We start from the raw sequence: 25,436 nt of genomic DNA, 5'->3' as shown, positions 1-25,436 counted from the left end.
TGTCTTTTACTTTTTATTAGTTCCGATATTATTTAAGTTTGTTAATAGAAAAAAAAATAGCGTATGAAAAAGATAGGTGTTAATGGTTTCGGAAGAATAGGAAGATATTTTACTAGAATGAGTCTTCAGCAAGATAAAGTTCAGGTAGCAGTTGTAAATGATTTGGCAGATATTGAAACCCTGGCACATCTTTTAAAATACGATTCTGTTCACAGGAAATTAGAAGTAGATTTTCATTTAGAAGATAATTCCATTGTTTTTGAGAATGGAAATAAAATTATTTTCACGCAATTTCGCAATCCAGAAGACATTCCATGGGCCAAATATGGAGTGGAGATCGTACTCGAATCAACTGGTTTGTTTAGAACCGAAGAAACAGCAAAGGCACACCTAAAAGGCGGCGCTAAAAAGGTATTAATTAGTGCGCCAGGTAAAGGAGGAGATATAAAGTCTGTTGTATTAGGAGTGAATGAAGAAAAATTGAAACCTGAAGATCTTTTAGTGAGTAATGCTTCTTGTACCACAAATTCAGCAGCGCCAATGGTTAAATTATTTGCTGAAATGTGTACCATAGAAAGTGCATATATTACAACTGTTCACAGTTATACATCTGATCAAAAACTTCATGATGCGCCTCATAAAGACTTGCGAAGAGCAAGGGCTGCTGCCGAGTCTATCGTGCCTACAACAACAGGAGCAGCAAAAGCCTTGACTAAAATTTTTCCAGAGCTAGATGGTAAAATTGGAGGATGTGGAATTCGTGTTCCTGTTCCTGATGGATCTTTAACGGATTTAACAATTACCGTTTCAGGAAAAGTACCCACTGTTGAGGAAATCAATGCTGAGTTTAAAAGAGCAAGTGAAGAAGAGTTGAAAGGTATTCTGGATTATACAAATGATCCTATTGTTTCTTCCGATATTATTGGTCACCCTGCAAGTTGTATTTTTGATAGTCGACTAACCTCAGTAGTTGGAAATCTTGTGAAACTAGTTGGATGGTATGATAATGAAGCAGGATATTCAAATCGATTGCTGGATTTAATAAAAACGATGTAGTTTGGGAGTTGAAATAGAAAGAAAATTTTTGGTTGACGAAGCTATTTGGGCTGATGAGAAGCCAAAAACAGGCGTGCGTATTTGTCAGGGATATTTATTAAAATCCAAAGAAAAAACAGTGCGTATTAGAACCAAAACTTGTGCTCAATATTCCAAGGGTTTCATTACCATTAAAGGAGCAACAGAAGGGTTTTCTCGCCTAGAATATGAATATGAAATACCTTTTTCAGAAGCAGAGGAATTACTTGCTGAGTTTTGTCCTAAGAAAATAATTAAAACCAGGTATGAACTTAAGTTAAATGAATTTGTTTGGGAAGTAGATGAGTTCGAATCTCCACAATCAGGTTTAATACTAGCCGAAATAGAGTTGCTTAACGAAGCACAATCTTTCGGTCGTCCAAAATGGTTGAAAAAGGAAGTTACAGGAGAAGCTCAATATTACAATGCCAATATGTTGTGAAGCTGTATATGTCTGAATAATAATGTAATTCGGCATTCGTTAAATTAGACTTTTCAATTATCAAATTTAACTTTGAAATGAATCTTGGAAATGTCTTTTTTAATTTAACTTTGCCCCATATTTTTGTGAAAAATTTAGATTACAATAAATAGAAAATAATAATTAAAGTAAGTCATGAAGGCGAGAGAAATTTTTATTTTATTATCTATCCTAATCTTAGGAATAGTTGCTGCAATTTATCCGTTTTGGAATAATGTTTTGTGGTTTATGGTTGTTTTAGGGCCACTTATTCTTGTGGGGTATTTTGATATTTTCCAACGTAAGCATAGTATTAGGCGTAACTTTCCAGTTATAGGGAACTTACGTTTTATCCTAGAATCCATACGTCCAGAAATTATGCAGTATTTTGTGGAGAATGATACGGATGGAAGACCAATCAACCGCTTAGATCGATCACTTATCTATCAGCGTTCCAAAAAAGTAAATGACACCACGCCATTTGGTACTCAGTTGAACACTTATGATGTGGGATATGAATGGATCGATCATTCAATATATGCAAGAAATCGAAAAGAAATAGATCATGATCCACGGGTGTTGATAGGAGGAGCAGATTGTTTACAGCCTTATGCAGCAAGTATTATGAACATTTCAGCGATGAGTTTTGGATCTTTGAGTAAAAACGCTGTTTTGGCCATGAATAAAGGTGCAAAAATGGGTGGATTCGCTCAAAATACGGGAGAAGGAGCAATTAGTCCGTATCATTTGCAATATGGCGGAGATTTAATTTGGCAAATAGGAACAGGATATTTCGGATGTAGAGATAAAGAAGGAAACTTTAATCCAGTTACCTTCAAAGAAAATGCGAATACGCCTAGTGTTAAGATGATTGAACTGAAAATTTCTCAAGGTGCAAAGCCTGGTCATGGAGGAATTCTACCAGCGTCAAAAAACACAGAGGAAATTGCTGCAATTAGACACGTTGAACCGCATACAACAGTACATTCACCAAATACACATTCTGCTTTTAAAAACGCTACAGAATTGATGTACTTTATAAAACAAATGCGTGAGCTTTCAAATGGAAAACCAATAGGCTTTAAAATGTGTATCGGTAAACAATCAGAGTTCATTGATATTTGTGAAGCAATGGTTGAAACGGGTATAAAACCGGATTTCATTACAATAGATGGAGGTGAAGGCGGAACAGGAGCAGCTCCAGTAGAATTCTCGAATGCAATCGGAATTCCATTAAGGGATGGATTGGCTTTCGCTGTAAACACTTTACGTGGTTATGACCTTAGAAAAGATATCAGTATAGTTGCTTCAGGAAAAGTATTTAGTAGTTTTGATATTGCTAGATTAATTGCCATTGGAGCTGATACAGTCGCTTGTGCTCGAGCAATGATGCTAGCTACGGGATGTATTCAAGCTTTGCAGTGTCACAAAAATACTTGCCCAGTTGGTGTTGCTACACAAGACAAACGTTTAATGAAAGGATTAGATGTCGAGAATAAAGCACAACGTGTAGCCAATTTCCATTCTCAAAGTGTATATAGCTTTATAGAATTAATGGCAGCGAGTGGCGTTGTGACGCCAAAAGAACTTAAACGTGTTCATATCAATAGAAGAGTAGAAATGGATAAAGTGAAGAAGTACAACGAAATTTATCCGCTTACAGAGGTAGGTTCTTTATTAAAGGAGAATCAATTGCACCATGTTTGATAAGCATAAAACTGAATAAAAAGAAGGCGCTTGTTTTTAATGAGTGCCTTTTTTTATGTTGACGAAATAAACTGTTCGGATAATTAACCCGGATTCTAAGACTGGGTCTTTTGTAACATAAAATAGCAAACTTCATCGACTACGTCAGATTTTTTTAGATTGAATTACACCTGACGCTGAAGGTGTCAAGTAATTATAGCCCCGTGTAAGCAAAGCGCAACGCAGGGCTATAAATATCGGTATAATTCTTTTTGGCGGCATTTTTGTCGCGTAGCAAAACAAAAATGATGACAAAAAAAATCGTGAATCAAAATATTACCTGTATTCTAAAGTAGCGGGGCTTTTGTGATATAAAATAGCTGATTTTAGTAACGTAGTCAATTTGTTAATAATACGGGTTAAACTGCATGATAAACAACGTAGAATATTATCCTGTAGCAACGGTTCTTCAGTTTTAGCGTTATTACTTTGTTAAGTCAACGGTGTTCAACGTGATACTGTCTTGAATTTCTTCGTAAATTCCTTTTAAAACTTCCTGTTGTGTCGTGTAATAATTCATGGAGTTTACATATCGTGTGCTATCTATATTGTACTGTTCAAAAATTGGTTGAATTGCTTTGGGTAAAACTTTAGAGAAATCAGCTACATTAACGTGCTGACTTTTATAAAAAGATTCTACAATCATAATATCAGTAAGAATCAGCTTAAATGAATCCTTTGGAATTAAATCACTTGGTGGTTGATTCGATTCGAGTTGGTAAGAACAATTACTCAACAGAATACCTCCAGAAATGAACAGTGCTAATCTTATTCTCTTCATGTTAATCACGTCTGTTAAAAGTTAATCTTTTCCCATTTTTAACATGCACGATTTCACCTTTATCATAAGCTAAAATACCATTCACAAAAGTTTTCTCAATACTGTGGTTAAATTGAACTCCTTCAAAAGGAGACCATCCGCACTTGTATAAAATATTATCTTTATTTACGGTTGTTGTTTGTTGTGGGTCTATGATAACTAAATCAGCAAAATAACCTTCCCTGATAAAACCTCTATCTTCAATTCCAAATAATTGAGCAGGAGCATGTGCCGTTTTTTCAATAACTTTTTCTTTACTAATCACTCCTTGAATTGATTTTTCTAACAACGCCAGTAAAGCATGTTGAACCAGCGGTCCACCAGATGGTGCTTTAAAATAGGATTGTTGTTTTTCTTCCAAAGTATGTGGAGCATGGTCTGTTGCAATAACATCTATTCGGTTGTCTAAAACTGCTTTCCATAAGGCTTCACGATCACTGGGCTTTTTTACCGCAGGATTCCATTTGATTAACGTCTCTTTTTCTGAGTAGTCTTCATTGGAAAACCATAAATGATGAACACAAGCTTCTGCTGTTATTCGTTTTTTATTTAATGGTGTTTTATTTTCAAAAAGAGATAATTCCTTTTCAGTTGAAATATGTAAAACATGAAGTCTTGCGTTGTGCTTTTTTGCTAAGGAAACTGCTAAAGATGAAGAAAGATAACACGCTTCTTCACTTCTAATTTCAGGATGTAAGTGAATCGGAACATCTTCTCCGTATTGTTCTCGCGCCTGTTGCATGTTTTTTCTTATTGTTTGCTCATCTTCACAATGAGTGGCAATCAACATAGGAACTTCACTAAATATCTTGTTAAGCGTTGATGGTTCATCTACCAACATATTTCCAGTACTTGAACCCATAAATACCTTTACTCCGCATACATTTCTAGGATCTGTGCGAAGTACTTCTTCGATATTGTCGTTTGAAGCCCCCATGAAAAAGCTATAATTTGCTGCACTTGATTGGGCCGCAATTTGATATTTTTCTTCAAGTAGATCTTGTGTTAGGGCATTGGGAACAGTGTTGGGCATTTCCATAAAAGAAGTAATGCCACCAGCAATAGCTGCCTGACTTTCACTTTGAATATCAGCTTTATGTGTCAATCCAGGTTCTCGAAAATGAACTTGATCATCAATACTTCCAGGAACAAGGTATTTACCTTCGCAATTGATTTCTATTGCACCTTCTGCCTGAATAGATTGACCAATCTTTTGAATTCGTTCTTTTTCAATTAAAACATCTTTTACTTCAGATATTCCTTCATTGATAAGTGTCGCTTGTTTCAAAAGATATTTCATAATTTCATTTTTTTCATTTTCCAAACACCAACAAGTGCTTCTTTAAATATTCCTGTACTCATTTTAGAAGTTCCTCTTTGTCTATCTACAAAAGTTATGGGAACCTCAACGATGCCTAAGTTATGTTTTCTTACGCCATATTTCATGCAAATTTGAAATGCATAACCTTTAAAAGGGATGACATCATAATTTACTTTCTCTAATGCTTCCCTAGAATAACATTTGAATCCTGCTGTAGTGTCTTTTATACCGATGTTTAAAATCATGCGCACATAAATCGAAGCGAAATAAGACATAAGAATTCTCATTAAAGGCCAATTTTTCACCTTTCCGCCTTTGCAATATCTAGATCCAATTGATAAATGTACATCGTTTTGAGCGCATGCATCGTATAATCTGATTAAATCATCGGGATTATGAGAGAAGTCTGCATCCATCTCAAATATGTAATCGTATTGCTGATCTAACGACCAGTCGAACCCTGCTTTGTAGGCATTTCCTAAGCCATCTTTCTTCGGGCGATTTAGTAAGTGTAGACGAGCTGGATATTCTTCTTGAAGTTCGGCTACTTTCTTAGCTGTTCCATCTGGTGAGTTATCATCTACAATAAGTAAATGAAACTCTTTTTCGTAACTGAAAACTTTACGAATAATTCGTTCTATGTTTTCAATTTCGTTATACGTTGGAATTATAATTATGCTATCTGACACTTCTAAAAAATTATAAGTGCTAATATAATTTAAAATTTATAGACCAATTAGCACAATCATGTGAAAGTTTTGAAAAACATTTAATATTCCGAACTATGCTTTTTCTTTAGGTTGATTCTTGGTTTTCCAAATCTGATAAAACTGAATAAATAAGATCAAATTCATAACCTTTATTGGCTAGATAGCGTTGTGTTTTTACTTTCTTTTCAAAAGTGGTGCCTTTCTTTTCGGCCCATTTTCTTTCTGCTATATGAACCAAAGATTCAAAATACTCCTCTTTATCAATGGTTTCTAAACCTTTATTGATACAGTATTGCGGAATTCCTTTTTGTTTTAAATGTGCGACAATTTTATTTCTGCCCCATTTTTTTATTCTGTGTTTTCCAGACACAAAGCTTTCAGCAAATCTTTGCTCGTCAAGGAATTGATAAGAAATTAAGTGAGAAATTAAAGCATTGGTGTCCTCATCATCAAGTCCATAGTTCCGAAGTTTTTTATACACTTCACTATGACATCTGTCTTGATAAGCACACCAAGCTTCTATTTTATGTTTTGCTTCTAAAAAGGAATATTTTTTATTCCCTTCCATTTTATATTTTTATTTTTTTGCCTTTTTCATTTTTAAAGGCATATTGAAGCAAGTGGAAGTTTGTGACTCCAGTCACGCGAATCCATTTCTTGTATTTTAAAAACCATTGAACTTGCTTAGAAATCAAACCTCTTTTAAAGTGAGATTCTATATATGGATGAACTTCTAATGAAATTTTCTTCATTTTTTTATCCTCTAACAGATAAGTTAAATTGTTTTCAATTTCATCAGCAAAAAGTATGCTTGCCGTTATTTCTCCTGTACCATTACACACCGGACATTTTTCCGATGTTTCAATGTCTGTTTCTGGTCGCACACGTTGACGTGTAATCTCGATTACACCAAAACGCGAAGGAGGGAGAATGTTATGCTTTGCTCTATCTGGCTTCATGAAAGTCTTCATTTTATCAAATAATGCACGGTTGTTTTCTTTTTCATGCATATCAATAAAATCCACTGCCACAATTCCTCCCATGTCTCTAAGCTGTAAAACACGCGCAAGCTCTTCAGCCGCTTCGAGGTTTGTTGCAAGCGCATTACTTTCTTGACCTTTAGCATCTTTTCTATTACCGCTATTCACATCTACGACGTGCATAGCTTCTGTATGTTCAATAATTAAATAACCTCCACTCGGTAATGGAACTTTTTTTCCAAAGAGGGTTTTGATTTGTTTATTGATTCCAAACTTTTCAAAGATGTCTAGTTTGCCATTGTAACGTTTTACAATTTTTTCTCTATCAGGAGCAATTGAAGCCACATATAGCTTCATTTTCTCATGTAATGCATCGTCATTTACGTGGATATTCGTAAATTCAGCATTGAGTAAATCTCTCAATAATGAAGAGGCTTTATTAATTTCACCTAATATTCTTCTGGGTGGTTTTGAATTAATCAAATTCCCATGAAGTTTTTTCCATTTATCGAGCAAGTTTTTTAAATCCTGGTCTAATTGTTCAATTTTTTTGTTTTTCGCTACAGTACGAATGATAACTCCAAAGTTTTTTGGTTTTATACTTTTCATAATGTCGCGCAGACGATCGCGTTCTTCAGGGTCTTTTATTTTCTGCGAAATAGAAACCTTGTTAGAGAACGGAACGAGCACTAAATATCTGCCGGCTAATGTAACTTCAGCACTTAATCGAGGTCCTTTACTCGAAATTGGTTCTTTTGCAACCTGAACCATAATGTGTTGAGACGATGAAACAACATCTGTTATTTTACCATCTTTCGCAATATCTTCTTCTGTTTTGAAGTACAATAGATCGGCTACGTTTTGTTTACCTTGCAATGTGTGTTGGGTGAACTTATTGAGGGATTTGTATTGCGGACCTAAATCTAGGTAATGCAAGAAAGCATCTTTTTCATATCCTACATCTACAAAACAAGCATTCAGACTTGGAACAACCTTTCTTACTTTACCATGGTAAATATCACCAACAGCAAAATCAGACTGTTCTTTTTCTTCGTGCAGTTCAATAAGCTTTCCATCTTTTAGTAGTGCAAGCCAAACGCCTCCTTTTCGGGAGTCAACTACTAATTCATAATTCACGGAAGCCGTTTTAAGTTTATAAAATACAAATAACTTAGCATGTTTTTATGCCAAGTTATTTGTTAAATCTGTCTAATAAAAAGAGAAGGTGTTACTTCTTCTTTTTGTGACGGTTTTTTCTTAAACGTTTCTTTCTTTTGTGCGTAGACATTTTATGTCTCTTTTTCTTTTTACCACTTGGCATAATTATATTTTTTAAGTATTAATATTCAATGTTTTAGATGTTCAAAAAAAAACACCCCTGCTTTATAGGAAATAAAACAGGAGTGCAAAGATAAAAATAACTTTTATAAGTCCCAATAAGAGAACGATTTTTCAATTATTTTACTTTAACATTTGTTTTTACATCTTCTACAAATGTTTTAGCTGGCTTAAAAGAAGGGATGTTGTGCGCTGGAATTATGATTGTCGTATTTTTTGAAATGTTACGACCTGTTTTTTCAGCTCTTTTCTTCACTACAAAACTACCAAATCCTCTCAAGTAAACGTTCTCACCCTCTGTTAAAGATGTTTTTACCGTACTCATGAAAGATTCTACTGTTTTTTGAACTTCATTCTTCTCTAATCCAATTTCCTCTGCTATTTTAGCAACAATATCAGCTTTTGTCATAATTTTTTTTTGATTGTTAACAACATAATGATTTTCAGATACAAAGGTAGTTACCTTATTCCTTATATCTTTGTGTTTTCAGTAATAAATTTAAACTTTTACCCAAATGCATCATTTTTCTCTATCAATTCAGGTTTGGTATCGACAAAATGGAAGAATACTTCCTTGGAGGGCAACCAAAAATCCGTATAAAATCTGGTTGTCCGAAATTATTTTGCAACAAACAAGGGTAGAACAAGGAAAAGCATATTATATAAAAATACTGAAACGATTTCCAAAAGTAGAAATGTTAGCAGCTGCCGATGAACAAGAAGTTTTAAAACTTTGGCAAGGATTGGGGTATTATAGTAGAGCGCGTAATTTGCATGCGGCAGCGAAACAAGTTGTCAATGATTTTGAAGGTGTTTTTCCCTGTACCTTTAAAGATATTTTAAGCTTAAAAGGTGTTGGCGATTATACAGCTTCAGCAATTGCCTCCTTTGCATTTGATTTGCCTCATGCCGTTTTGGATGGGAATGTTTTTCGATTACTTTCACGATATTTTAATGATCCCACGCCTATAGATACAACTATCGGTAAAAAAACTTTTAAGCAGTATGTTGATGAACTGTTAGATGTTAATGATCCTGCTACATTTAATCAGGCGATTATGGAAATGGGTGCATTGGTTTGTAAACCTAAGAATCCTGATTGTGAGAATTGCGTACTCAATTCGAGTTGTTTAGCATACAACGAAGGAAATCCATTGACTTTACCTGTTAAAGCAAAGAAGGTTAAAGTGACAAAAAAATATTTTCATTATTTTATTTATCCATCTGAGTATCTTCAATTGATTAAAAGAGATGATCAGGGGATTTGGAAAAATATGTACGAATTTCCTGTGATCGAAACAACGGGTGCTATGGGGAAAAATGAAATTAATAAACAACTTCAAAAAAATATGAAGTTAATGCGCTTGATCAATTGTTTGCGGAAAAGCATATTTTGACACATCAGCACATACATGCTGTTTTTTGGGAAATAGATCAAAAAATAGAAGCTTCGCAAATCGTAGAGGCAGACTTAGCGCAGTTGGAAAAGTTTCCGTTGCCGAGATTAATGTCTCGGTTTATAGAAAACAATGTTAATCTTTTTCAATAGTTAAAATGAATTTCTGCTTTTAATTGTAGTGTATGTTTTTTTAAAGTAAAAATTTTTAATTTTGTATATATGGCTGGAAGTGTAAATAAAGTAATATTGATTGGTAATTTGGGTAAAGATCCTGAAATTAGGGTGTTAGAAAACGGGACTAAACTTGCGCGTTTTCCTATCGCAACCTCAGAAAACTACATGGATAAAACCACAGGCGAACGAAAAAGCATTACAGATTGGCATAATATCGTTATCTGGAGAGGTTTGGCCGATGTAGTGGAAAGGTATCTCACTAAAGGGCAGAAAGTTTATATCGAAGGAAAGTTAAAAACCCGATCTTGGCAAGATGAAGCTGGTGTTACAAAATACAGCACCGAAGTGGTTGCAGATAACATGACAATGCTCTCTGCTAAGAGTGAAAACTCACCCGCACAAAATCAACCGAATTATAGCACCTCAGATACTCCTGAAAAGCCAAAGCCCATGACCGGAGGTTTGTCAGAGGAGGATGACGATGATTTACCATTTTAATATTTTTATTTGATGGATGACACGGATCCCTTAAGTTTTTTCTTGCTTTCAACCCCAAATATCGATATTGGTTTCGGTTTTTGGATAGCACTCCTCGTTTTAGTTGTTTTGCTCATTTCCTCTGCGCTAATTTCAGGTTCAGAGGTTGCTTTTTTTTCATTGTCTCCTGAAGAAAAACAAGAGATTCATGATCAGAATGAGCCATACACAGAAACCGCCAATAGGTTATTGAATAACCCAAAAAGTTTGCTTGCCATTATCTTGATAACCAACAATTTTGTAAACGTTGCCATTGTCATTTTGTCGAGCTATATTTTTGATCAGGTTTATCCTGAAAACCTTTCTATTGAAGGGATTGATTATTTAAGAAATACGATCGAAGTCGCAGGGATAACTTTCGTGTTATTGTTAATAGGAGAGGTGGTTCCAAAAGTTTATGCCAATAGAAATAGCTTGCAATTGGTAAAAATAATGTCAAATCCGCTTCGTCTATTCGAGAAATTACCACCATTCTCATGGTTGAAAAACTTCCTTGTGAATGGAACAGAGATTATTTTGAAATATGCCAGGAAGCGACAAATAGATGTATCTACAGACGATTTAGAAAATGCGATAGCATTAACGCGTGAGGAAAGTTCAACAGCGGACGAACAACGTATTTTGGAAGGAATTGTAAATTTCGGAAATACAGATGTAAAACAGGTTATGCGATCGCGGGTTGATACAGTAGCGGTGAATGAAGATCTTGATTTTGATGAGCTAAACGATATAATTCTTAGTTCAGGATATTCTAGAATTCCTGTTTTTAAAGATACTTTTGATCAGGTTACTGGAATATTGTTCGTTAAAGATTTGTTGGGTCACCTCAATGCACCAAACACTTTTAAGTGGCAGGAGATTATTCGTCAACCTTTCTTTGTTCCAGAAAATAAAAAGATAGACGATTTGCTTCAAGAGTTTCGAGAGAAGAAAATGCACATGGCAGTCGTAGTAGATGAGTATGGCGGTTCTTCAGGTGTTGTAACTTTAGAAGATGTTCTGGAGGAGATTATTGGAGAAATAACCGATGAATTTGACGATGAAGATATTGTCTACACGAAAGTAGATGAATCGACTTATTTATTTGAAGGAAAAACCTCATTGGTTGACATGTACAAAGTCCTGGATATTGATGGGAAATCATTTGAAGAGGTAAAGGGGGAGTCGGATTCTATAGGTGGTTTTCTGATTGAACATGCTGGAAAAATCCTCAAAAATAATGAGCATTACACTTTTGAAAACTATAAATTTGTTGTTGAGTCTTCCGACAAGAAAAGAATTAAAATGGTTAAAGTGAGTAAGCTAAAAGGTTTATAGATATGATAAAAGTTAATTTTTTCCTTGTTTTTGCTGTTCTGTTTGTATTTATATCGTGCAATAACCAAAGGGATTATGTGCCTAAGCCTTCTACGTATTTGGAGCTTAATCTGCCAGAGAAAGATGCAGAACCTTATACCGATAAATGTGGATACACTTATCTAAAGCCAAATTATTTTAATGTGAAAAACGTAAAAGGTTCAGCTTGTAATAGAGATGTGGATTTATCTTCTTTAAATGGAACCTTGCACTTGAGTCGCATCGATGTAGACACTTCTCTTGGTGTGTACATTAACTATGCAATTGATAAAGTTGAGGAACATAAAATTATGGCAACAGCGATTTATGATTCGTCATTTATAAGAAATGATGATCAGGTTTACGGAACATTTTTTGAACTTCAGGGAAATGTTGCTTCACCATTCCAGTTTTATCTCACGGATAGTACTTCTCGCTTTTTGAGTGGTGTGGTGTATTTTAATACCCGACCCAACTACGATTCAATTCGACCTACGCTGGATTTTTTGAAAGATGATATATTTCAATTAATGGAATCCTTAAAATGGGAGTGATGTTTCATTTCCTCTTCTGAAATTGGCGCCGCTTCAATAGTTAAATTGTTGATTTCGGCCACCGAGTTTTTATTTGATTTTGATTTATCCCAGAAAAAAATGCGTATTTCATCTCCAGGTTCTGGTCGATAATCTAGATTTTCATGAATGGAAAAATGGAATTCTCTGTATTTTCTGACGTCTTTATCTTGGAGTTTGAGGTCTAATGACGCCCAAATTAGATTCTCACCATTCCTCATCAAGGTGTATACAAAAGATGGATTTTCATCGATGTTTTTTTGCCAATCACCAATTAACCTGAGCTTTAAGTTAAAGTGAAAGCTAGAATAGGATTTTTCTAATTGTTTGCTGAAAATGCTGTAAAATTCTTTCTTTTCGTTAAAGATTATGTTTTTTCTAACAGTAGAAATAGTGTCTAACGCACGATTACTGGGAATGATTATATTTTGTTGAACTACATCTCTATGTACCTTTCTAGATACTTCAAGTAATTTTTTTAATTCCTTTTTTTTCTTTTTATCATGTGAATCTTCTAGGTTTAAACGATCGTTAAGTTTAAATACATATTGATTAGATAGGTAGAAGTTTTCGTGTAAAATGTCCTTCACTTTTCTATTGTTAAGCATGAATAAAATGGTTCTATTGGATTGAAACGTAGAAGAGGTATCAAAAGGTTCTCCCAGCCAAGCAACTGAATGAAGTTTTGAGAAATTATACTCATTTGAAATCAGGTTGTAAAATGATGGAGCAATGTCTAAATGTGAATTTACTCCTTTAAAATGCGTTGATTTTGTTAAAAGCGGAGAATATATCATTAATACAGATCGGTATTTTTCTATTGCGCTACTTTGGGCTATTTCTCCCATCATATGGTCACCTAGAATTACATAAATCGTGTTTTTATGATGCTCTCGCTGTTTTTGCACTTGAAAATATTTGGCTAATGCATCGTCGGTATATAGAAATGTGGCTAACTCTGAAATGTATTTTTTGTGTTTGCGCTTCACTTTCTTTTTAACGTTTGCTGCCTCAATTATCTGTCTTACCTTTTTATAATACTGTTCATGATTTTCAATCATATATGGGTAATGCATAGAAAGTGTAAGGTAAACATCTATAAATGGGATTTGGGTTGATCTGTTCTCGGTTCTAGATAAAACAGATTTCAAAAATGCTTTGTCGGGTATTCCAAATGGGATCGAATCTACACTTGTTTTTAAGCCGGTGCCTTCATAATTGAATTCTTTGCGGTCATAAACATTTTTAAACCCTTGGTTTTTGATAAATTGCTCCATGTAGTCGAAGCGTGCGTATCCTCCAAAATGAAAATTCCCCTCATAACCATTGTCAAACAACCATGTCGCTAAAGTTTCTGTATTCGGGTAGCCTGTTGGATTATTCGTAAACCCCATTTTGCCGTGTGGTAAACTTCCCAGCATACTAGGTAAAACAGCAAATGAACGTTCAGAGGTAGCTAAAGAATTGTCAAAATATAAACTGTGTTGCGCCAAGGAGTCTAAAAATGGAGTATAACTTATTTCGTCTGCTTCGGGACCACTAAATGACGAGGATAAGCTTTCTACAACAAGAAATACAATGTTAGGAGGTGTTTCCTGGAGATCGAAAAATGGTTTAAGCGTATTCTTGTTTGAAACCTTGTGATAAAGTGGGTAGTCAGCATTATTTAGATCTAGATTTACTGTTTTTTGATAAAAAGCAATCTCTTCGTCGGTTAATGATTGACTTGTATTTTCATCCTTCGTGAAAAATGAGTGAATGAAAAAATACGTTTTATTGATGGGTAAAGAAGAGAAACTGCCTGCTGGAACTGTAAATTGAAGGTTGAAAATAAGAATGATTAATCCAATAATGGGTAGAATTAAAAAATGAATTTTTTTGTTAAATGGTTGGAGAAGGGTGACCAAAAGAAAATAGGTGATTATCGGCAAGGGGATGAGCAGGTAATACCACATAAAAACAAAATAATTATCTAGGATTAAATTAGCTTGATCCCATGAGAAGTTTAGAATTGATTGATCAATCGCTGCTAGTGTTAAATCAAAGTAAAACAATGAAATAATTTCCATGGTAATAATAACGCATAGCAGGAAATGTGTAATCACTTTTATGATTTTCCAGTTTTTTAATAAAATTTGTAAGGGCAATAATAAAAGTGCGGCAACTGCTGTAATAAGCAAAGCATTAATGCATCCAGTAAGCCATATTATCCAAGATTTTTCTATAAAATGGTGGTTGTCGATTAATAGTAGGGCAAGGCTCCATGTGATGAGCAGGGTAATAAAAAATGAAAGTAGGTATGTTGTTTGTTTTTTCAATCCTTAGCAATCAGTTTAGTTTTAGACTTGATGTAGTTATGGGTGTCTAAAAGTAAAAAAAAAGGAGAGTTGCCTCTCCTTTCATAAAACATTTGTCTTTTATTTACCAAATTATTTCATACGGTAAACGTGCTTGAATTCCTGTCATTTGTTCAATCTTTTTTATACGATTGTATGTCTCGAGCAATTCTTCTGGAATAATTTTCGCTGATTTATTTCCATTTTCATTCTCTTCATTCACCATTTCAAGAATTTCTTCCCATGGCTCTTTTTTGATTTTAGGATAATACCTAACAACAGGTTTCTCAATGCCTGCATCTTTCGCCGCGTATGCAATGGCATCTTGAATTCCACCTAATGTATCTACTAAACCAACGTTTAAGGCATCTTCTCCTGTCCAAACACGTCCTCTGGCTATTTCATTAACTTCCTCAACAGACATACTTCGTCCATCAGCAACACGATTTAAAAATTCTTTATAAATAAGATCTACCTCTTTCTGAACCATGTTGTACTCTTTGGGTGTCATTTTTTTATTGGTGCTCAATACCGCATGCGGATTTGTACTAATGCGGTCAAAAGTTAACCCTAGTTTGTTTTCTAACATTGCTCCAGTGTAGGGAATAACGCCAAATACACCAATTGATCCTGTGATGGTGTTGGGTTGTGCAAAAATCTTATTTGCAGGTGCCGCAATGTAGTAACCACCAGAAGCAGCCACATCTCCCATTGAAACAATTACTTTTTTCTGTTCAGTTGCAAGTTTAACTTCTCTCCAAATTTCGTCACTCGCTAAGGCACTTCCTCCTGGAGAGTTAATTCGAAAGACGATCGTTTTGATGTCCTCATCCTTGCGGGCTTTTCTGAGTAGTTTTGTTATTTTATTACTTGCCAGACCTTCACCTTCTACAACAACAGCTCCTTCAGCAACAACCACTGCGATGTTTGCCTTCGAGTTGTGAACTTTGTTTTGATTGTCTTCGAATTTTTTTCTACTGTACTTCTCAAAACTTTTAAACGTGAGGTCTTCTACTTTTTCAGCACCAATTTTATCGGCTAAAATTTGCATCACCTCGTCACGATACATTACTTTATCAATCATTTTATGGTTGGCTGCCTGAGCAACTCTTCTTACTAATCCACTATCTGCAATCATTTCTAAATCAGCAACAGAAATGTCTTTATTTTCAGCGATATTGTTTTTTACGGTAGACCATATATTGTCAAGATAGGTTTGTAATTGAAGTCTACTCGAATCACTTGCTTCTTTTAAAAAGTAAGGTTCAACCGCACTTTTGAAATCATTGTTTGATCCTCGAATGACTTGCATTTCTAAATCGAGTTTGTCAAATAATCCTTTGTAGAACATTAATTCTGCTCCAAGTCCTAGGAATTCAAACATAGAGGAATGAAATCCATACGTTTCACTGGCTGCAGAGGCAATGTAGTATTGTCTTAATCCTACTGCTTCACCACTGAAATAGGTAACCACAAATTTATCGGTTTCGTTTTCAAATTTTTGAATTTGTTCCCTAAGTTCTGAGGCTGTTGCGTATCCACATCGGGTATTTTTAAGCTCTATAAAAATACCTTTTATACGTTTGTCATCTGCTGCTTTTTTGAATCCATATTGGAGATCTGCTAATCCGATGGTGTTCGTAACCCCTAAATTGGCGACATCAATTGAGTTTTCACCCATTTCACCAATTGCTCCGTCGAGTTTTAGGTGCAATATCGTTTTGTTTTCAACAGTGTAGACTGGTTTTGTGTTGAGCAGTGATCCTAAAACTCCAGTGATTACAATCATCGTAATAATGAATAATACAATTCCTGCTATTAAACTGGGCCAAAATATTCGCCAGAAAGAAACTTTTTTGTTCGTCATAATTTAATTTAATTTGTAGTAATAAAATTTTACGCTAAGTAAATGATTTATTTTCGAGAATTAAAATAAAATACAGTTTTAAAACTATGTATATGATTTTAAATCAAAGAAAGTGAAGTATTCAAAGTAAATGTATTTAAGATGGAAACGATGAGAAAGGTTGTTTTAAGTTTAGGAAGTAATCTTGGTGATCGTTTACAGGTCTTGGAAAAAGCCATCAATAAATTAACAAGACGCTTCCCAAGAAACTTTAAGCAGTCTTCATTTTATGAAACTCTTCCATGGGGATTCGAAACAGAAAATTTATTTTTAAATTGTTGTGTTATTTTTGATGACACCATACAACCGGAAGAACTTTTAGAAGTAACGCAAGAAATAGAACGAGAATTTGGAAGAGAACTCAAATCAAATAATGGGAGTTATGCTTCTCGTGTTCTCGATATTGATATTATCTATATGGGTAATACTACTATAAAAACTGAGAAGTTAACGATTCCTCACCCTTTAATGTATGTACGTAATTTTGTTTTAAGACCTTTAGTTGAAATTCTTCCAAATTTCGTAGATCCTTTGTGTAATCAGTCAGTTAAGGAGCTTTTAGACCGCTGCAACGATGAAAACAATGTCTTATTGTATAATAAATAGAGATTAACATTTTAATTATTGTTAAAACTTCTTTCGAGTCGTAAAAATTATTATTATTGCAATCATAACACCGAAAGAAATAATATAATGATAATGAAAACAAAAGGAATTAAAAGTTTAGCATTCATTGCAGCAGCTGGTTTAATGACAACCAGTTGTGATTTACTAAAAGACGTGGATTACGCCGTTACTCCCGATCCATTAGAAATGCACGGAGATAGTGTAAGAGTTAAAATCGATGTAACCATACCAGAAAAAGGTATCAACAAAAAAGCATACGCTGAAGTTACTCCAATGCTAGGGTCTCATGCGCTAGAAACAGTAACTATTGTTGGTGAAAAAGCAACTGCAAATGGAACAGTAATTCCTTATAAGCCAGGAGGAAAAGTGGTTTATGAAGACGTTATCGCTTATAGTCCAGATATGGAGGTTTCAGAATTGAAAGTTACTGGAACAATATATAAAAAAGGAAAGGAAAAAGGAGAAGTTGAAGAAATGAAAATTGCAGATGCAACAATCATCACTCCTTATATGGTTGAAAAAGATTTCAGAGTGATCATCGCTGCAGATCAATTTCAAAGAGTAACACAAGAAAAACAAATTGCAGAGATTAATTATCTAAAAGGAAGTCCTGTTGTTCGTTCTTCAGAAAAGAGAGACCAAGACATAAAAGAAATGGAAGCGTTTTTGGCAGCAGCTCAAACAAATCCAAAGATAGAATTGAAAGGTGTTAATATCGAGGCTTTCGCTTCTATTGAAGGTGAAGAAGACAGAAACAACACGCTTTCTAGTGATCGTGCCGCGTCTGCAAAGAAAGCAACTATGGAAGTAGCAGCGAAAAGAAATGTTGCTAACGAAAAAGCTCAAGAAGATGGTTCTTATTCAACTGTTGGAAAAGGTGAAGATTACAAAGGCTTCAAAAAAGCTTTAATTGCTTCTGAAATGGATAAAGGAGACAAAGACCGTATTTTAAGAATTCTTGAAATGCAACAAACTCCTGCTGCTAGAGAGCAAGCAATCCGTGATTTAAGTACTTACCTTTACTTAGATAAAAACATTTTCCCAGCACAACGTCGTGCAGAAATTGTTGTTAACTACGAATTAACAGGTTATTCTGATGAAGAATTAAAGTCTTTATCTAAGTCAAACATTGATACATTGACTGTAGAAGAAATATTGTTTACAGCAACTCTAACTGATGATTTAAACGAAAAGTTACGCCTTTACAAAGAAGCTGAGCGTTTGTACCCTGAAGATTACCGTACAACAAATAATGTTGGTGCTGTTTTGTACATGCAAAACAAGTTGGATGAAGCTAAAACACACTTCAAAAAAGCTAACGGAATTCAAGAAAATCCTGTTTCTAAAAATAACCTTGCAGCAATTGCTGGTGTAAATGGTGAACGTCAAAAAGCAAAAGATCTTTTAGGTGAAGCTGAAGGAGCTGGTGATGAGGTTAACTATAACAAAGGTATCTTAGATATACAAGATGGTAACTATGATGATGCAATTTCAAACTTTGGAGGTGAAGCAACTTTCAATAAAGCATTAGCACAATTAGTAAACAAAGATGAATCAGCTGCAAAGTCAACTATTGACGAATCTGAAAGCGCTGAAACTGCTAAAGGTTACTACTTGAAAGCAATCGTTGGAGCACGTCAAGATAAATTAGACGAAATCGTTTCTAACTTGAAAAATGCATTTGCTGAAGATGCATCTTTAAAAGCAAAAGCTGCTAAAGATCGTGAGTTTATCAAGTATTTAGACAACGCTTCGTTTACTACAGTTGTAAAATAATTAGAATATTAATTCTTTCTAAAAAGGGTTCATCATTGTGATGAACCCTTTTTTATTATATCTTTACTTTTCCTACTCGTCCTATTTCATTTTTTTCACCTTATTGTGCAATGATATAATTGATAATGAATGATATAATTGATAAACGGGCGAAAGAACATCTAGTTTATGTTTGCCTTATGGCAATTCCGCTTTGGTTAATCTGGATAATTTTTGATTACTTATTTGCTCCAGAATATTTTTACGTTTTTTTACCCTTGAGAATTGGAGGTGCTTTGATCTCTTATCTTATGCTTAAACTTACCCAACGTGAAGCTCTGCCACTGTATGTTTTGCATGTTTGTAAATTATTTTACTATTGTTTTATCATCACCTTTATGATTATTAAGGTCGACAATAATGCACTACATATTTACTTTATAGGCTATGCTATGGTACTTATGTTTATGTATATTATCCTAATTCTTCGACCACTAGAACTGTTTTTATATACTTTAATATCTCTACTTAGCTTTGGATTAATTGTTTTGCTTAGTCCGTTTGATTTCTTTTTTATTTTGGCTAATGGCGGTTTTGTTTATCTAACTGTTTTAGCAGTAATGGCAAGTGTTGGTATACTACGGTTTAAAGGTGTGATGAGAGACGCGGTAATAGCAGAGAAAATTAAAGAGACTAAAAAAATTGAACAACTTAATACAACTCTTGAGCAATCCCTAAAAGAAAAAGATACATTACTTAAAGAGATACACCATCGCGTTAAAAATAATATGCAGATCATCTCTAGTATTTTAAGACTGCAAAGAAATTATGTTTCAGATGCAGCAACAATTCAGGTACTCAATGAAAGTGTGAATCGTATAAAAAGCATGTCCAAGATACATGAAACTTTATATCAATCTAAAAACTTCTCTTCAATTGATTTCTCTGATTATCTACTAGAATTAACCCGTGAAATTATTACTACTTATCAAAGTGATGAAACGCTTGAAATTAATATTGTTCACAATCTTGATTCAGTAAGTCTAGATTTACAAAAAGCAATTCCATGCGGACTAATCGTAAACGAATTGGTTTCTAATAGTGTAAGTTATGCCTTTTCAAATATGAATAATGGGATTTTGTATCTCAATTTTACCCAAAATAATGGTGAATGCACATTAGAAATAGGGGATAATGGCTGTGGTTTACCCAAAGGCTTTGATGTAGAAACTTCAAGTTCTTTAGGACTTCAACTTGTTCATGGGTTAGTGGAACAACTGGATGGATCGATTGAAATTAAGCAAAATGTAGGCGTTTTTTTTAGTATTCATTTTCCGCTCAACAAATAAAAGAATTGGATATAGTGTTTTGTTTTACTTTGCTTTTTTGACATCTTCATTATAGCACTCAAACGCAATTTTAGCACTATTAATCGCCAAAGGTATTCCACCGCCAGGATGCACAGTTACTCCTGTGAAATACAATCCTTTTATTGTTTTACTGAAGTTGGGATGACGATAAAATGAAGCGTATTTATTGTTAGACGCATTTCCGTAAATTGAGCCTTGAGCTCCTGAGTAAGTTTTCTCAATAAAAACAGGATCCATTACAAACTCTTCTTCTATTTTATCTTCAAGTTGTGTGTCTAATTGCTTATTTAATTTGTTTACAATGTCTCGCTTTGCTTTATTTACCATTTTCTCCCAATCCTGACCAACGTTGATGGGTGCATTAACCATTACGAACCAATTCTCTTTTCCTTTTGGTGCGTCTTCAGGTTTTTCTTTGGAAGTTATATGTACATAAATCGAAGGGTCTGAACTTAAAGTTTTTGTTTCGAATATTTCTTTAAACTCGCTCTTATAGTCGGAGGAAAAGAACATGTTATGTACATCTAATTGGGGAAACGTGTCCTTAATTCCCCAGTAAAAAACAATTGCAGATGAGGACTTTTCTTGTTTTAAAATCTTTTTTGGTCGTGGTAACTCCTTAGGAAGTAAGCGCTCGTATGTATAAGTGACGTCCATATTTGAGACCACTACATCGAAGTCTTCTGTACCTTCTTTTGTTTGAACGCCTTTGATTTTTGTGCCGTCACATAAAATGTTAGTTACCTTTGTGTTAAAGAAGAATTTTGCGCCTTGGTCTTTTGCTAATTGGTGTAGTGACTTTGCAATTTGAACCATCCCGTTTTGAGGAAGAAAAACGCCTTCATTTAATTCTAAATGTTGAATCATGTTCAGCATAGCTGGAGACTTAAATGGACTTGACCCATTATATGTCGCATACCTATTAAATAACTGCGTTGTTTTACTGTTTTTGAATACCGCTGTATTCTCATCATTCATGGTCGAATTCAGCTTGTATTTCGGTAGCCTGCTCAGTGCTTTAAACAAATCCTTGGTGAATAAGTGCCTAAATCTGTGCAAGGATTTCTCAATAAATAAAGGAGAAATATGATTGTAATTCGCACCCGATTTTTTTAGGTACTGTTCAACTGTTTTTCTATCTTCTCCTAATTCAAACTCAAAAACATCGAGCATTTTCTCTTTTTTTGCAGGTAAAGAGAATGAATGACCGTCATTGAAGAAGTAATTAAACGTATTAGAAAGCCTCTTGTATTTAAAAGTTTTAAAGTCTACTCCACATAAATCATATAAGTCTTCAATGTAATGAGGTGCCGTAAATACGGAAGGTCCCATATCCCACCTATAATCTCCTAATGACAAATTGTTTATTTTACCGCCAGGGTGACTATTGGCCTCAAACACATTGACTTGATGTCCTGCATTGGCAAAGCGAATAGCTGCCGCTAAACCACCAACACCAGCTCCAATGATTGCTACTTTTGCCACTTTTATTTATCTTCCATGACATTGTTTGTACTTCTTACCACTTCCGCATGGACAAGGTTCGTTACGTCCTACTTTTTTCTCTGCCACAGCAGGTTGCGGTTTTGGTGCGCTTTGTTGTTGTGATTGTGCCATCGCCTGATCGTAACCTTCACTTCCTTGGAATTGTTGACCTCTCTCTCCTTCGTTTACTTGAGCTTGGGCATAATTGTCATTTTGTTTTGAAGCTTTGTTTTGTACTGAAGCTGCATCTGGTTGTGCCGGAATACTCGCTTTAACTAAAAACTCAACCGTATCCTGATTTAACCTGTCAATCATATTTTTAAATAGATTGAATGACTCTAACTTATAAACCAACAAAGGATCTTTTTGCTCATGTCTTGCTTGCTGAACAGATTGTTTTAAATCATCCATTTCACGCAAGTGCTCTTTCCATTCATTGTCAATAAGTCCTAATACAATCGCTTTTTCAAATTCTTTAATGATTGACTTTCCATGTGTCTCGTAACCGTCTTGAATGGTTGTTGAAATTTCGATTCCTTTATTTCCATCGGTTAATGGAACACGCATGTGACGAACTCTATTTTCAGGTTGTTCGTAATGTGGTTTTACATTTTCGAAAACTAAGTTGGCTATTTTACTGTTCTTTTCTTCATAGCGGTCGAGCGCAGCATTATATACTGTGTTAATTGTGTCAACCTGACTTTGATTAACAAATTCATCAGTAGTTACAGGAGATTGAATTCCAACAACTCGCAATAATTCTAATTCGAACTCTTCAAAGTCATCTTTTCCATTGTATTTTGACACTATATTTTCTACAGTATCATAGAACATGTTGGCAATATCTAAATCTAAACGATCACCATATAAAGCGTTTTTACGTTTACGGTAAACTGCTTTACGTTGTGCGTTCATTACATCGTCATACTCCAACAAATGTTTTCGATTACCAAAGTTGTTTTCCTCTACTTTTTTCTGAGCTCTTTCAATAGACTTAGAGATCATTTTATGTTGAATAACCTCTCCTTCTTTTAGCCCCATTCTATCCATTAACTTGGCGATTCTCTCAGAACCAAATTTACGCATTAAATCGTCTTCTAAAGAAACGAAGAATTGCGATGATCCTGGATCTCCTTGACGACCAGCACGACCACGGAGCTGTCTGTCAACACGTCTAGAATCGTGGCGTTCTGTACCTACAATAGCCAATCCGCCAGCTTCTTTAACGCCTTCACGAAGTTTAATATCCGTACCACGACCAGCCATGTTGGTTGCAATAGTTACCGTTCCTTTTGTACCTGCTTCAGCTACAATTTCAGATTCTTTTTGGTGTTGCTTCGCATTCAACACATTGTGTCTAATGCCTTTCATTTTAAGCATTCTACTCAATAATTCCGAAATCTCTACAGTTGTCGTACCAACAAGTACAGGACGTTCTTCATTTACAAGCCGCTCAACTTCATCAATAACAGCATTGTATTTTTCTCTTCCCGTTTTATAAACTTTATCTTGTAAGTCTTTACGTAAAAGCGGTTTATTTGTCGGAATAACAACTACATCTAGTTCGTAAATATCCCAGAACTCTTTTGCCTCTGTTTCTGCTGTACCTGTCATTCCTGAAAGTTTGTGGTACATTCTGAAATAATTCTGTAAGGAAACGCTGGCATACGTTTGTGTAGCCGCTTCAACTTTTACGTTTTCTTTTGCTTCAATTGCTTGGTGAAGACCATCAGAATAACGACGACCTTCCATGATACGTCCTGTTGATTCGTCTACAATTTTCACTTTATCTTCAACGATTACGTATTCAACTTCTTTTTCAAAAAGTGTGTATGCTTTTAAGAGTTGGTTAATACTGTGAATTCGTTCAGACTTAACAGAGTAGTCACGAATCAATTCATTTTTCTTATCAGCTAAAACTTCTTTGTCATAGCCACCCTCTTCTAATTTAGCTAATTCTGTTCCAATATCAGGCATGATATAGAAATTCGGATCATTTGTACCCGACATTAAATCTATCCCTTTGTCTGTAAGATCAATGGTATTGTTCTTTTCATCGATAACAAAGTAAAGCTCGTTATCAATAATTGGCATTTGCTTATTTTGTTCAGCCATGTAGAAGTTCTCTACTTTCTGCAGATGTGCTTTTACTCCAGGTTCTGACAAAAATTTAATTAATGCCTTATTTTTAGGGAGCCCTCTGAAGGCACGTAATAATTTTTGACCTCCTTCATCTAACCTCCTTTTTTGTTCTTTTTTATCTTCAATGGGGTCGTTGATTACTGCTAGGTCTTTCTTAGCCTCAGCGAGAACTTTGTTGATATATGCTTTTTGTGCACTAACCACTTTTTCAATAAGCGGTTTAAGTGCTACGTATTCTTGTTGATCTCCCTTTGGTGTTGGGCCTGAAATGATCAATGGAGTTCTTGCATCGTCAATTAATACAGAATCGACCTCATCAATGATTGCATAATGATGTTTCTTTTGAACTAGATTTTCAATATCACTTGACATGTTGTCACGCAAATAATCAAATCCGAACTCATTATTTGTACCAAAAGTAATATTTGATTTATATGCTTTTCGTCTTGATTCAGAATTTGGTTTATGTTTATCAATACAGTCTACAGAAAGTCCGTGGAATTGATAAAGTGGTCCCATCCATTCACTATCTCTACGCGCTAGATAATCGTTCACCGTTACCAAGTGAACTCCTTTTCCAGCAATTGCATTAAGGTATACAGGTAATGTAGCTACCAAAGTTTTACCTTCACCTGTCTGCATTTCAGCAATGTTTCCACCGTGTAGAACAGCACCTCCCATGATTTGTACATCGTAATGAATCATGTTCCATTCAACATCAGTTCCAGCAGCTGTCCATTTGTTTTTCCAAATGGCTTTATCACCTTCAATGGTTAAACCATCATGGGTTTTTGCTATTTCTCTATCAAAATCTGTAGCAGTAACAACCAATTCTTTATTTTCTGCCCATCTTCGAGCAGTTTCTTTTACGGTTGCAAAGGCTTCAGGCATAATTTCTTCAAGAATAACCTCCAACTTTTTATCAACCTCTTCCGTTAATTGATCTATTTTTTCAAAAATATTTTCTTTATCTAAAACAACAGTGTCAGGATGGTGCGCTTTATCTTCTAATGCTTGAATTTCTTTTTCAATTTCAGCAGTTCCTTCCTTGATACGTTTTTGGAATTCAGTTGTTCTCCCTCTTAATTCATCATCACTGATGTCGTGAATAGATGCGTATATTTCGTTTACTTTATCTATAATAGGTTGAAAAGTCTTTCGGTCTTTTACCGATTTATCACCTAGTATTTTTTTAATAGTCCTCCGATCATTATAATGCTCTTATTTATACTCCAAAAATAAGCTTTATACTTTTATTTGGGGTGTTGTATTCCAGATAAATTGGTTTATCACAAATTATTCCATCTATGAAAAACTGACAAACTGTCGTTGTGTACTGATAAAAAAAC

At 34.7% G+C, this 25,436-nt stretch carries 20 protein-coding genes; 10 read left to right on the top strand and 10 right to left on the bottom strand.

Annotated elements, in window-relative coordinates; translation table 11 throughout:
* Window positions 1-63 precede the first annotated feature (63 nt).
* The 3 genes from gap to CW751_RS12605 all read left to right on the top strand — a co-directional run bounded on the left by gap (window position 64) and on the right by CW751_RS12605 (window position 3,241).
* Window positions 64-1,056 carry a type I glyceraldehyde-3-phosphate dehydrogenase gene (gene gap / locus CW751_RS12615; RefSeq protein ID WP_101335389.1) on the top strand — a complete coding sequence of 331 codons (993 nt, stop codon included), beginning with the start codon at window positions 64-66 and terminating at the stop codon, window positions 1,054-1,056.
* 1 nt (window position 1,057) lies between these two features.
* Window positions 1,058-1,516, top strand: a complete 459-nt coding sequence (locus CW751_RS12610) for a CYTH domain-containing protein (protein WP_101335388.1) — start codon at window positions 1,058-1,060, stop codon at window positions 1,514-1,516.
* Between the two features lie 174 nt (window positions 1,517-1,690).
* A complete protein-coding gene (locus CW751_RS12605) occupies window positions 1,691-3,241 on the top strand; it encodes an FMN-binding glutamate synthase family protein (RefSeq protein ID WP_101335387.1) in 1,551 nt (516 codons plus the stop codon).
* A gap of 463 nt (window positions 3,242-3,704) precedes the next feature.
* Here CW751_RS12605 and CW751_RS12600 read toward each other — a convergent pair whose 3' ends face one another.
* The 6 genes from CW751_RS12600 to CW751_RS12575 all read right to left on the bottom strand — a co-directional run bounded on the left by CW751_RS12600 (window position 3,705) and on the right by CW751_RS12575 (window position 8,924).
* Window positions 3,705-4,061 carry a DUF4296 domain-containing protein gene (locus CW751_RS12600; protein ID WP_101335386.1) on the bottom strand — a complete coding sequence of 119 codons (357 nt, stop codon included), beginning with the start codon at window positions 4,059-4,061 and terminating at the stop codon, window positions 3,705-3,707.
* A 1-nt stretch (window position 4,062) separates the two neighbouring features.
* Complete coding sequence (locus CW751_RS12595) at window positions 4,063-5,403, bottom strand: dihydroorotase (protein WP_101335422.1); 1,341 nt, start codon at window positions 5,401-5,403, stop codon at window positions 4,063-4,065.
* Window positions 5,397-6,110 carry a polyprenol monophosphomannose synthase gene (locus CW751_RS12590; RefSeq protein ID WP_101335385.1) on the bottom strand — a complete coding sequence of 238 codons (714 nt, stop codon included), beginning with the start codon at window positions 6,108-6,110 and terminating at the stop codon, window positions 5,397-5,399. Before CW751_RS12590 ends, CW751_RS12595 begins: the two co-directional genes overlap by 7 nt.
* A 106-nt stretch (window positions 6,111-6,216) precedes the next feature.
* Window positions 6,217-6,699 (bottom strand): regulatory protein RecX, encoded by a 483-nt coding sequence (locus CW751_RS12585; protein ID WP_101335384.1) that lies wholly within the window; start codon window positions 6,697-6,699, stop codon window positions 6,217-6,219.
* Between the two features lies 1 nt (window position 6,700).
* Window positions 6,701-8,248 carry an Rne/Rng family ribonuclease gene (locus tag CW751_RS12580; protein WP_101335383.1) on the bottom strand — a complete coding sequence of 516 codons (1,548 nt, stop codon included), beginning with the start codon at window positions 8,246-8,248 and terminating at the stop codon, window positions 6,701-6,703.
* Window positions 8,249-8,567: 319 nt separating this feature from the next.
* Entirely contained in the window at window positions 8,568-8,924 is a 357-nt protein-coding gene (locus tag CW751_RS12575; protein ID WP_262484535.1) for an HU family DNA-binding protein, read from the bottom strand.
* Window positions 8,925-8,964: 40 nt separating this feature from the next.
* Between CW751_RS12575 and mutY the strand changes: the two genes are divergently transcribed.
* From mutY to gldD, 4 genes are all read left to right on the top strand, one after another.
* The gene (mutY, locus tag CW751_RS12570; protein WP_240612581.1) at window positions 8,965-9,846 is read left to right on the top strand and encodes an A/G-specific adenine glycosylase; all 882 of its coding nucleotides are present in this window, start codon (window positions 8,965-8,967) and stop codon (window positions 9,844-9,846) included.
* 221 nt (window positions 9,847-10,067) lie between these two features.
* Complete coding sequence (locus tag CW751_RS12565; RefSeq protein WP_101335381.1) at window positions 10,068-10,520, top strand: single-stranded DNA-binding protein; 453 nt, start codon at window positions 10,068-10,070, stop codon at window positions 10,518-10,520.
* 12 nt (window positions 10,521-10,532) lie between these two features.
* Window positions 10,533-11,876 carry a gliding motility-associated protein GldE gene (gldE, locus tag CW751_RS12560; protein WP_101335380.1) on the top strand — a complete coding sequence of 448 codons (1,344 nt, stop codon included), beginning with the start codon at window positions 10,533-10,535 and terminating at the stop codon, window positions 11,874-11,876.
* A 2-nt stretch (window positions 11,877-11,878) separates the two neighbouring features.
* Window positions 11,879-12,448 carry a gliding motility lipoprotein GldD gene (gldD, locus tag CW751_RS12555; RefSeq protein ID WP_133122217.1) on the top strand — a complete coding sequence of 190 codons (570 nt, stop codon included), beginning with the start codon at window positions 11,879-11,881 and terminating at the stop codon, window positions 12,446-12,448.
* Here gldD and CW751_RS12550 read toward each other — a convergent pair.
* Both CW751_RS12550 and sppA read right to left on the bottom strand, forming a co-directional pair.
* The gene (locus tag CW751_RS12550; protein WP_133122216.1) at window positions 12,418-14,784 is read right to left on the bottom strand and encodes an LTA synthase family protein; all 2,367 of its coding nucleotides are present in this window, start codon (window positions 14,782-14,784) and stop codon (window positions 12,418-12,420) included. The genes gldD and CW751_RS12550 overlap by 31 nt on opposite strands.
* 103 nt (window positions 14,785-14,887) lie before the next feature.
* A complete protein-coding gene (gene sppA, locus CW751_RS12540; RefSeq protein ID WP_101335376.1) occupies window positions 14,888-16,669 on the bottom strand; it encodes a signal peptide peptidase SppA in 1,782 nt (593 codons plus the stop codon).
* 141 nt (window positions 16,670-16,810) lie between these two features.
* Here sppA and folK point away from each other — a divergent pair, with 141 nt between their 5' ends.
* From folK to CW751_RS12525, 3 genes are all read left to right on the top strand, one after another.
* Complete coding sequence (gene folK, locus CW751_RS12535) at window positions 16,811-17,314, top strand: 2-amino-4-hydroxy-6-hydroxymethyldihydropteridine diphosphokinase (protein ID WP_101335375.1); 504 nt, start codon at window positions 16,811-16,813, stop codon at window positions 17,312-17,314.
* Window positions 17,315-17,407: 93 nt separating this feature from the next.
* Window positions 17,408-19,111 (top strand): tetratricopeptide repeat protein, encoded by a 1,704-nt coding sequence (locus tag CW751_RS12530; protein WP_101335374.1) that lies wholly within the window; start codon window positions 17,408-17,410, stop codon window positions 19,109-19,111.
* Between the two features lie 125 nt (window positions 19,112-19,236).
* Entirely contained in the window at window positions 19,237-20,439 is a 1,203-nt protein-coding gene (locus CW751_RS12525) for a sensor histidine kinase (RefSeq protein ID WP_101335373.1), read from the top strand.
* Between the two features lie 24 nt (window positions 20,440-20,463).
* Here the strand turns inward: CW751_RS12525 and crtD are convergent, their stop codons facing one another.
* On the bottom strand, window positions 20,464-21,945 hold the full coding sequence (gene crtD, locus CW751_RS12520) for a 1-hydroxycarotenoid 3,4-desaturase CrtD (protein WP_101335372.1): 1,482 nt from the start codon (window positions 21,943-21,945) through the stop codon (window positions 20,464-20,466).
* 6 nt (window positions 21,946-21,951) lie between these two features.
* Window positions 21,952-25,284: a preprotein translocase subunit SecA gene (gene secA / locus CW751_RS12515; RefSeq protein ID WP_101335371.1), complete on the bottom strand. Its 3,333-nt coding sequence runs from the start codon at window positions 25,282-25,284 to the stop codon at window positions 21,952-21,954.
* Window positions 25,285-25,436: the final 152 nt, after the last annotated feature.

The sequence above is a fragment of the Brumimicrobium salinarum genome (assembly GCF_002844555.1).
GTDB classification, from domain to species: Bacteria; Bacteroidota; Bacteroidia; order Flavobacteriales_D; family Crocinitomicaceae; genus Brumimicrobium; species Brumimicrobium salinarum.
This window is presented reverse-complemented; position numbering and strand designations above follow the sequence as displayed.

Excerpts from the sequence above, each read along its gene's own strand:
- gap (WP_101335389.1), top strand. The coding sequence starts at position 64 with ATGAAAAAGATAGGTGTTAATGGTTTCGGAAGAATAGGAAGATATTTT.
- CW751_RS12605 (WP_101335387.1), top strand. The coding sequence starts at position 1,691 with ATGAAGGCGAGAGAAATTTTTATTTTATTATCTATCCTAATCTTAGGA.
- CW751_RS12600 (WP_101335386.1), bottom strand. The coding sequence starts at position 4,061 with ATGAAGAGAATAAGATTAGCACTGTTCATTTCTGGAGGTATTCTGTTG.
- CW751_RS12585 (WP_101335384.1), bottom strand. The coding sequence starts at position 6,699 with ATGGAAGGGAATAAAAAATATTCCTTTTTAGAAGCAAAACATAAAATA.
- mutY (WP_240612581.1), top strand. The coding sequence starts at position 8,965 with ATGCATCATTTTTCTCTATCAATTCAGGTTTGGTATCGACAAAATGGA.
- CW751_RS12565 (WP_101335381.1), top strand. The coding sequence starts at position 10,068 with ATGGCTGGAAGTGTAAATAAAGTAATATTGATTGGTAATTTGGGTAAA.
- gldE (WP_101335380.1), top strand. The coding sequence starts at position 10,533 with ATGGATGACACGGATCCCTTAAGTTTTTTCTTGCTTTCAACCCCAAAT.
- gldD (WP_133122217.1), top strand. The coding sequence starts at position 11,879 with ATGATAAAAGTTAATTTTTTCCTTGTTTTTGCTGTTCTGTTTGTATTT.
- sppA (WP_101335376.1), bottom strand. The coding sequence starts at position 16,669 with ATGACGAACAAAAAAGTTTCTTTCTGGCGAATATTTTGGCCCAGTTTA.
- folK (WP_101335375.1), top strand. The coding sequence starts at position 16,811 with ATGGAAACGATGAGAAAGGTTGTTTTAAGTTTAGGAAGTAATCTTGGT.
- CW751_RS12530 (WP_101335374.1), top strand. The coding sequence starts at position 17,408 with ATGAAAACAAAAGGAATTAAAAGTTTAGCATTCATTGCAGCAGCTGGT.
- CW751_RS12525 (WP_101335373.1), top strand. The coding sequence starts at position 19,237 with ATGAATGATATAATTGATAAACGGGCGAAAGAACATCTAGTTTATGTT.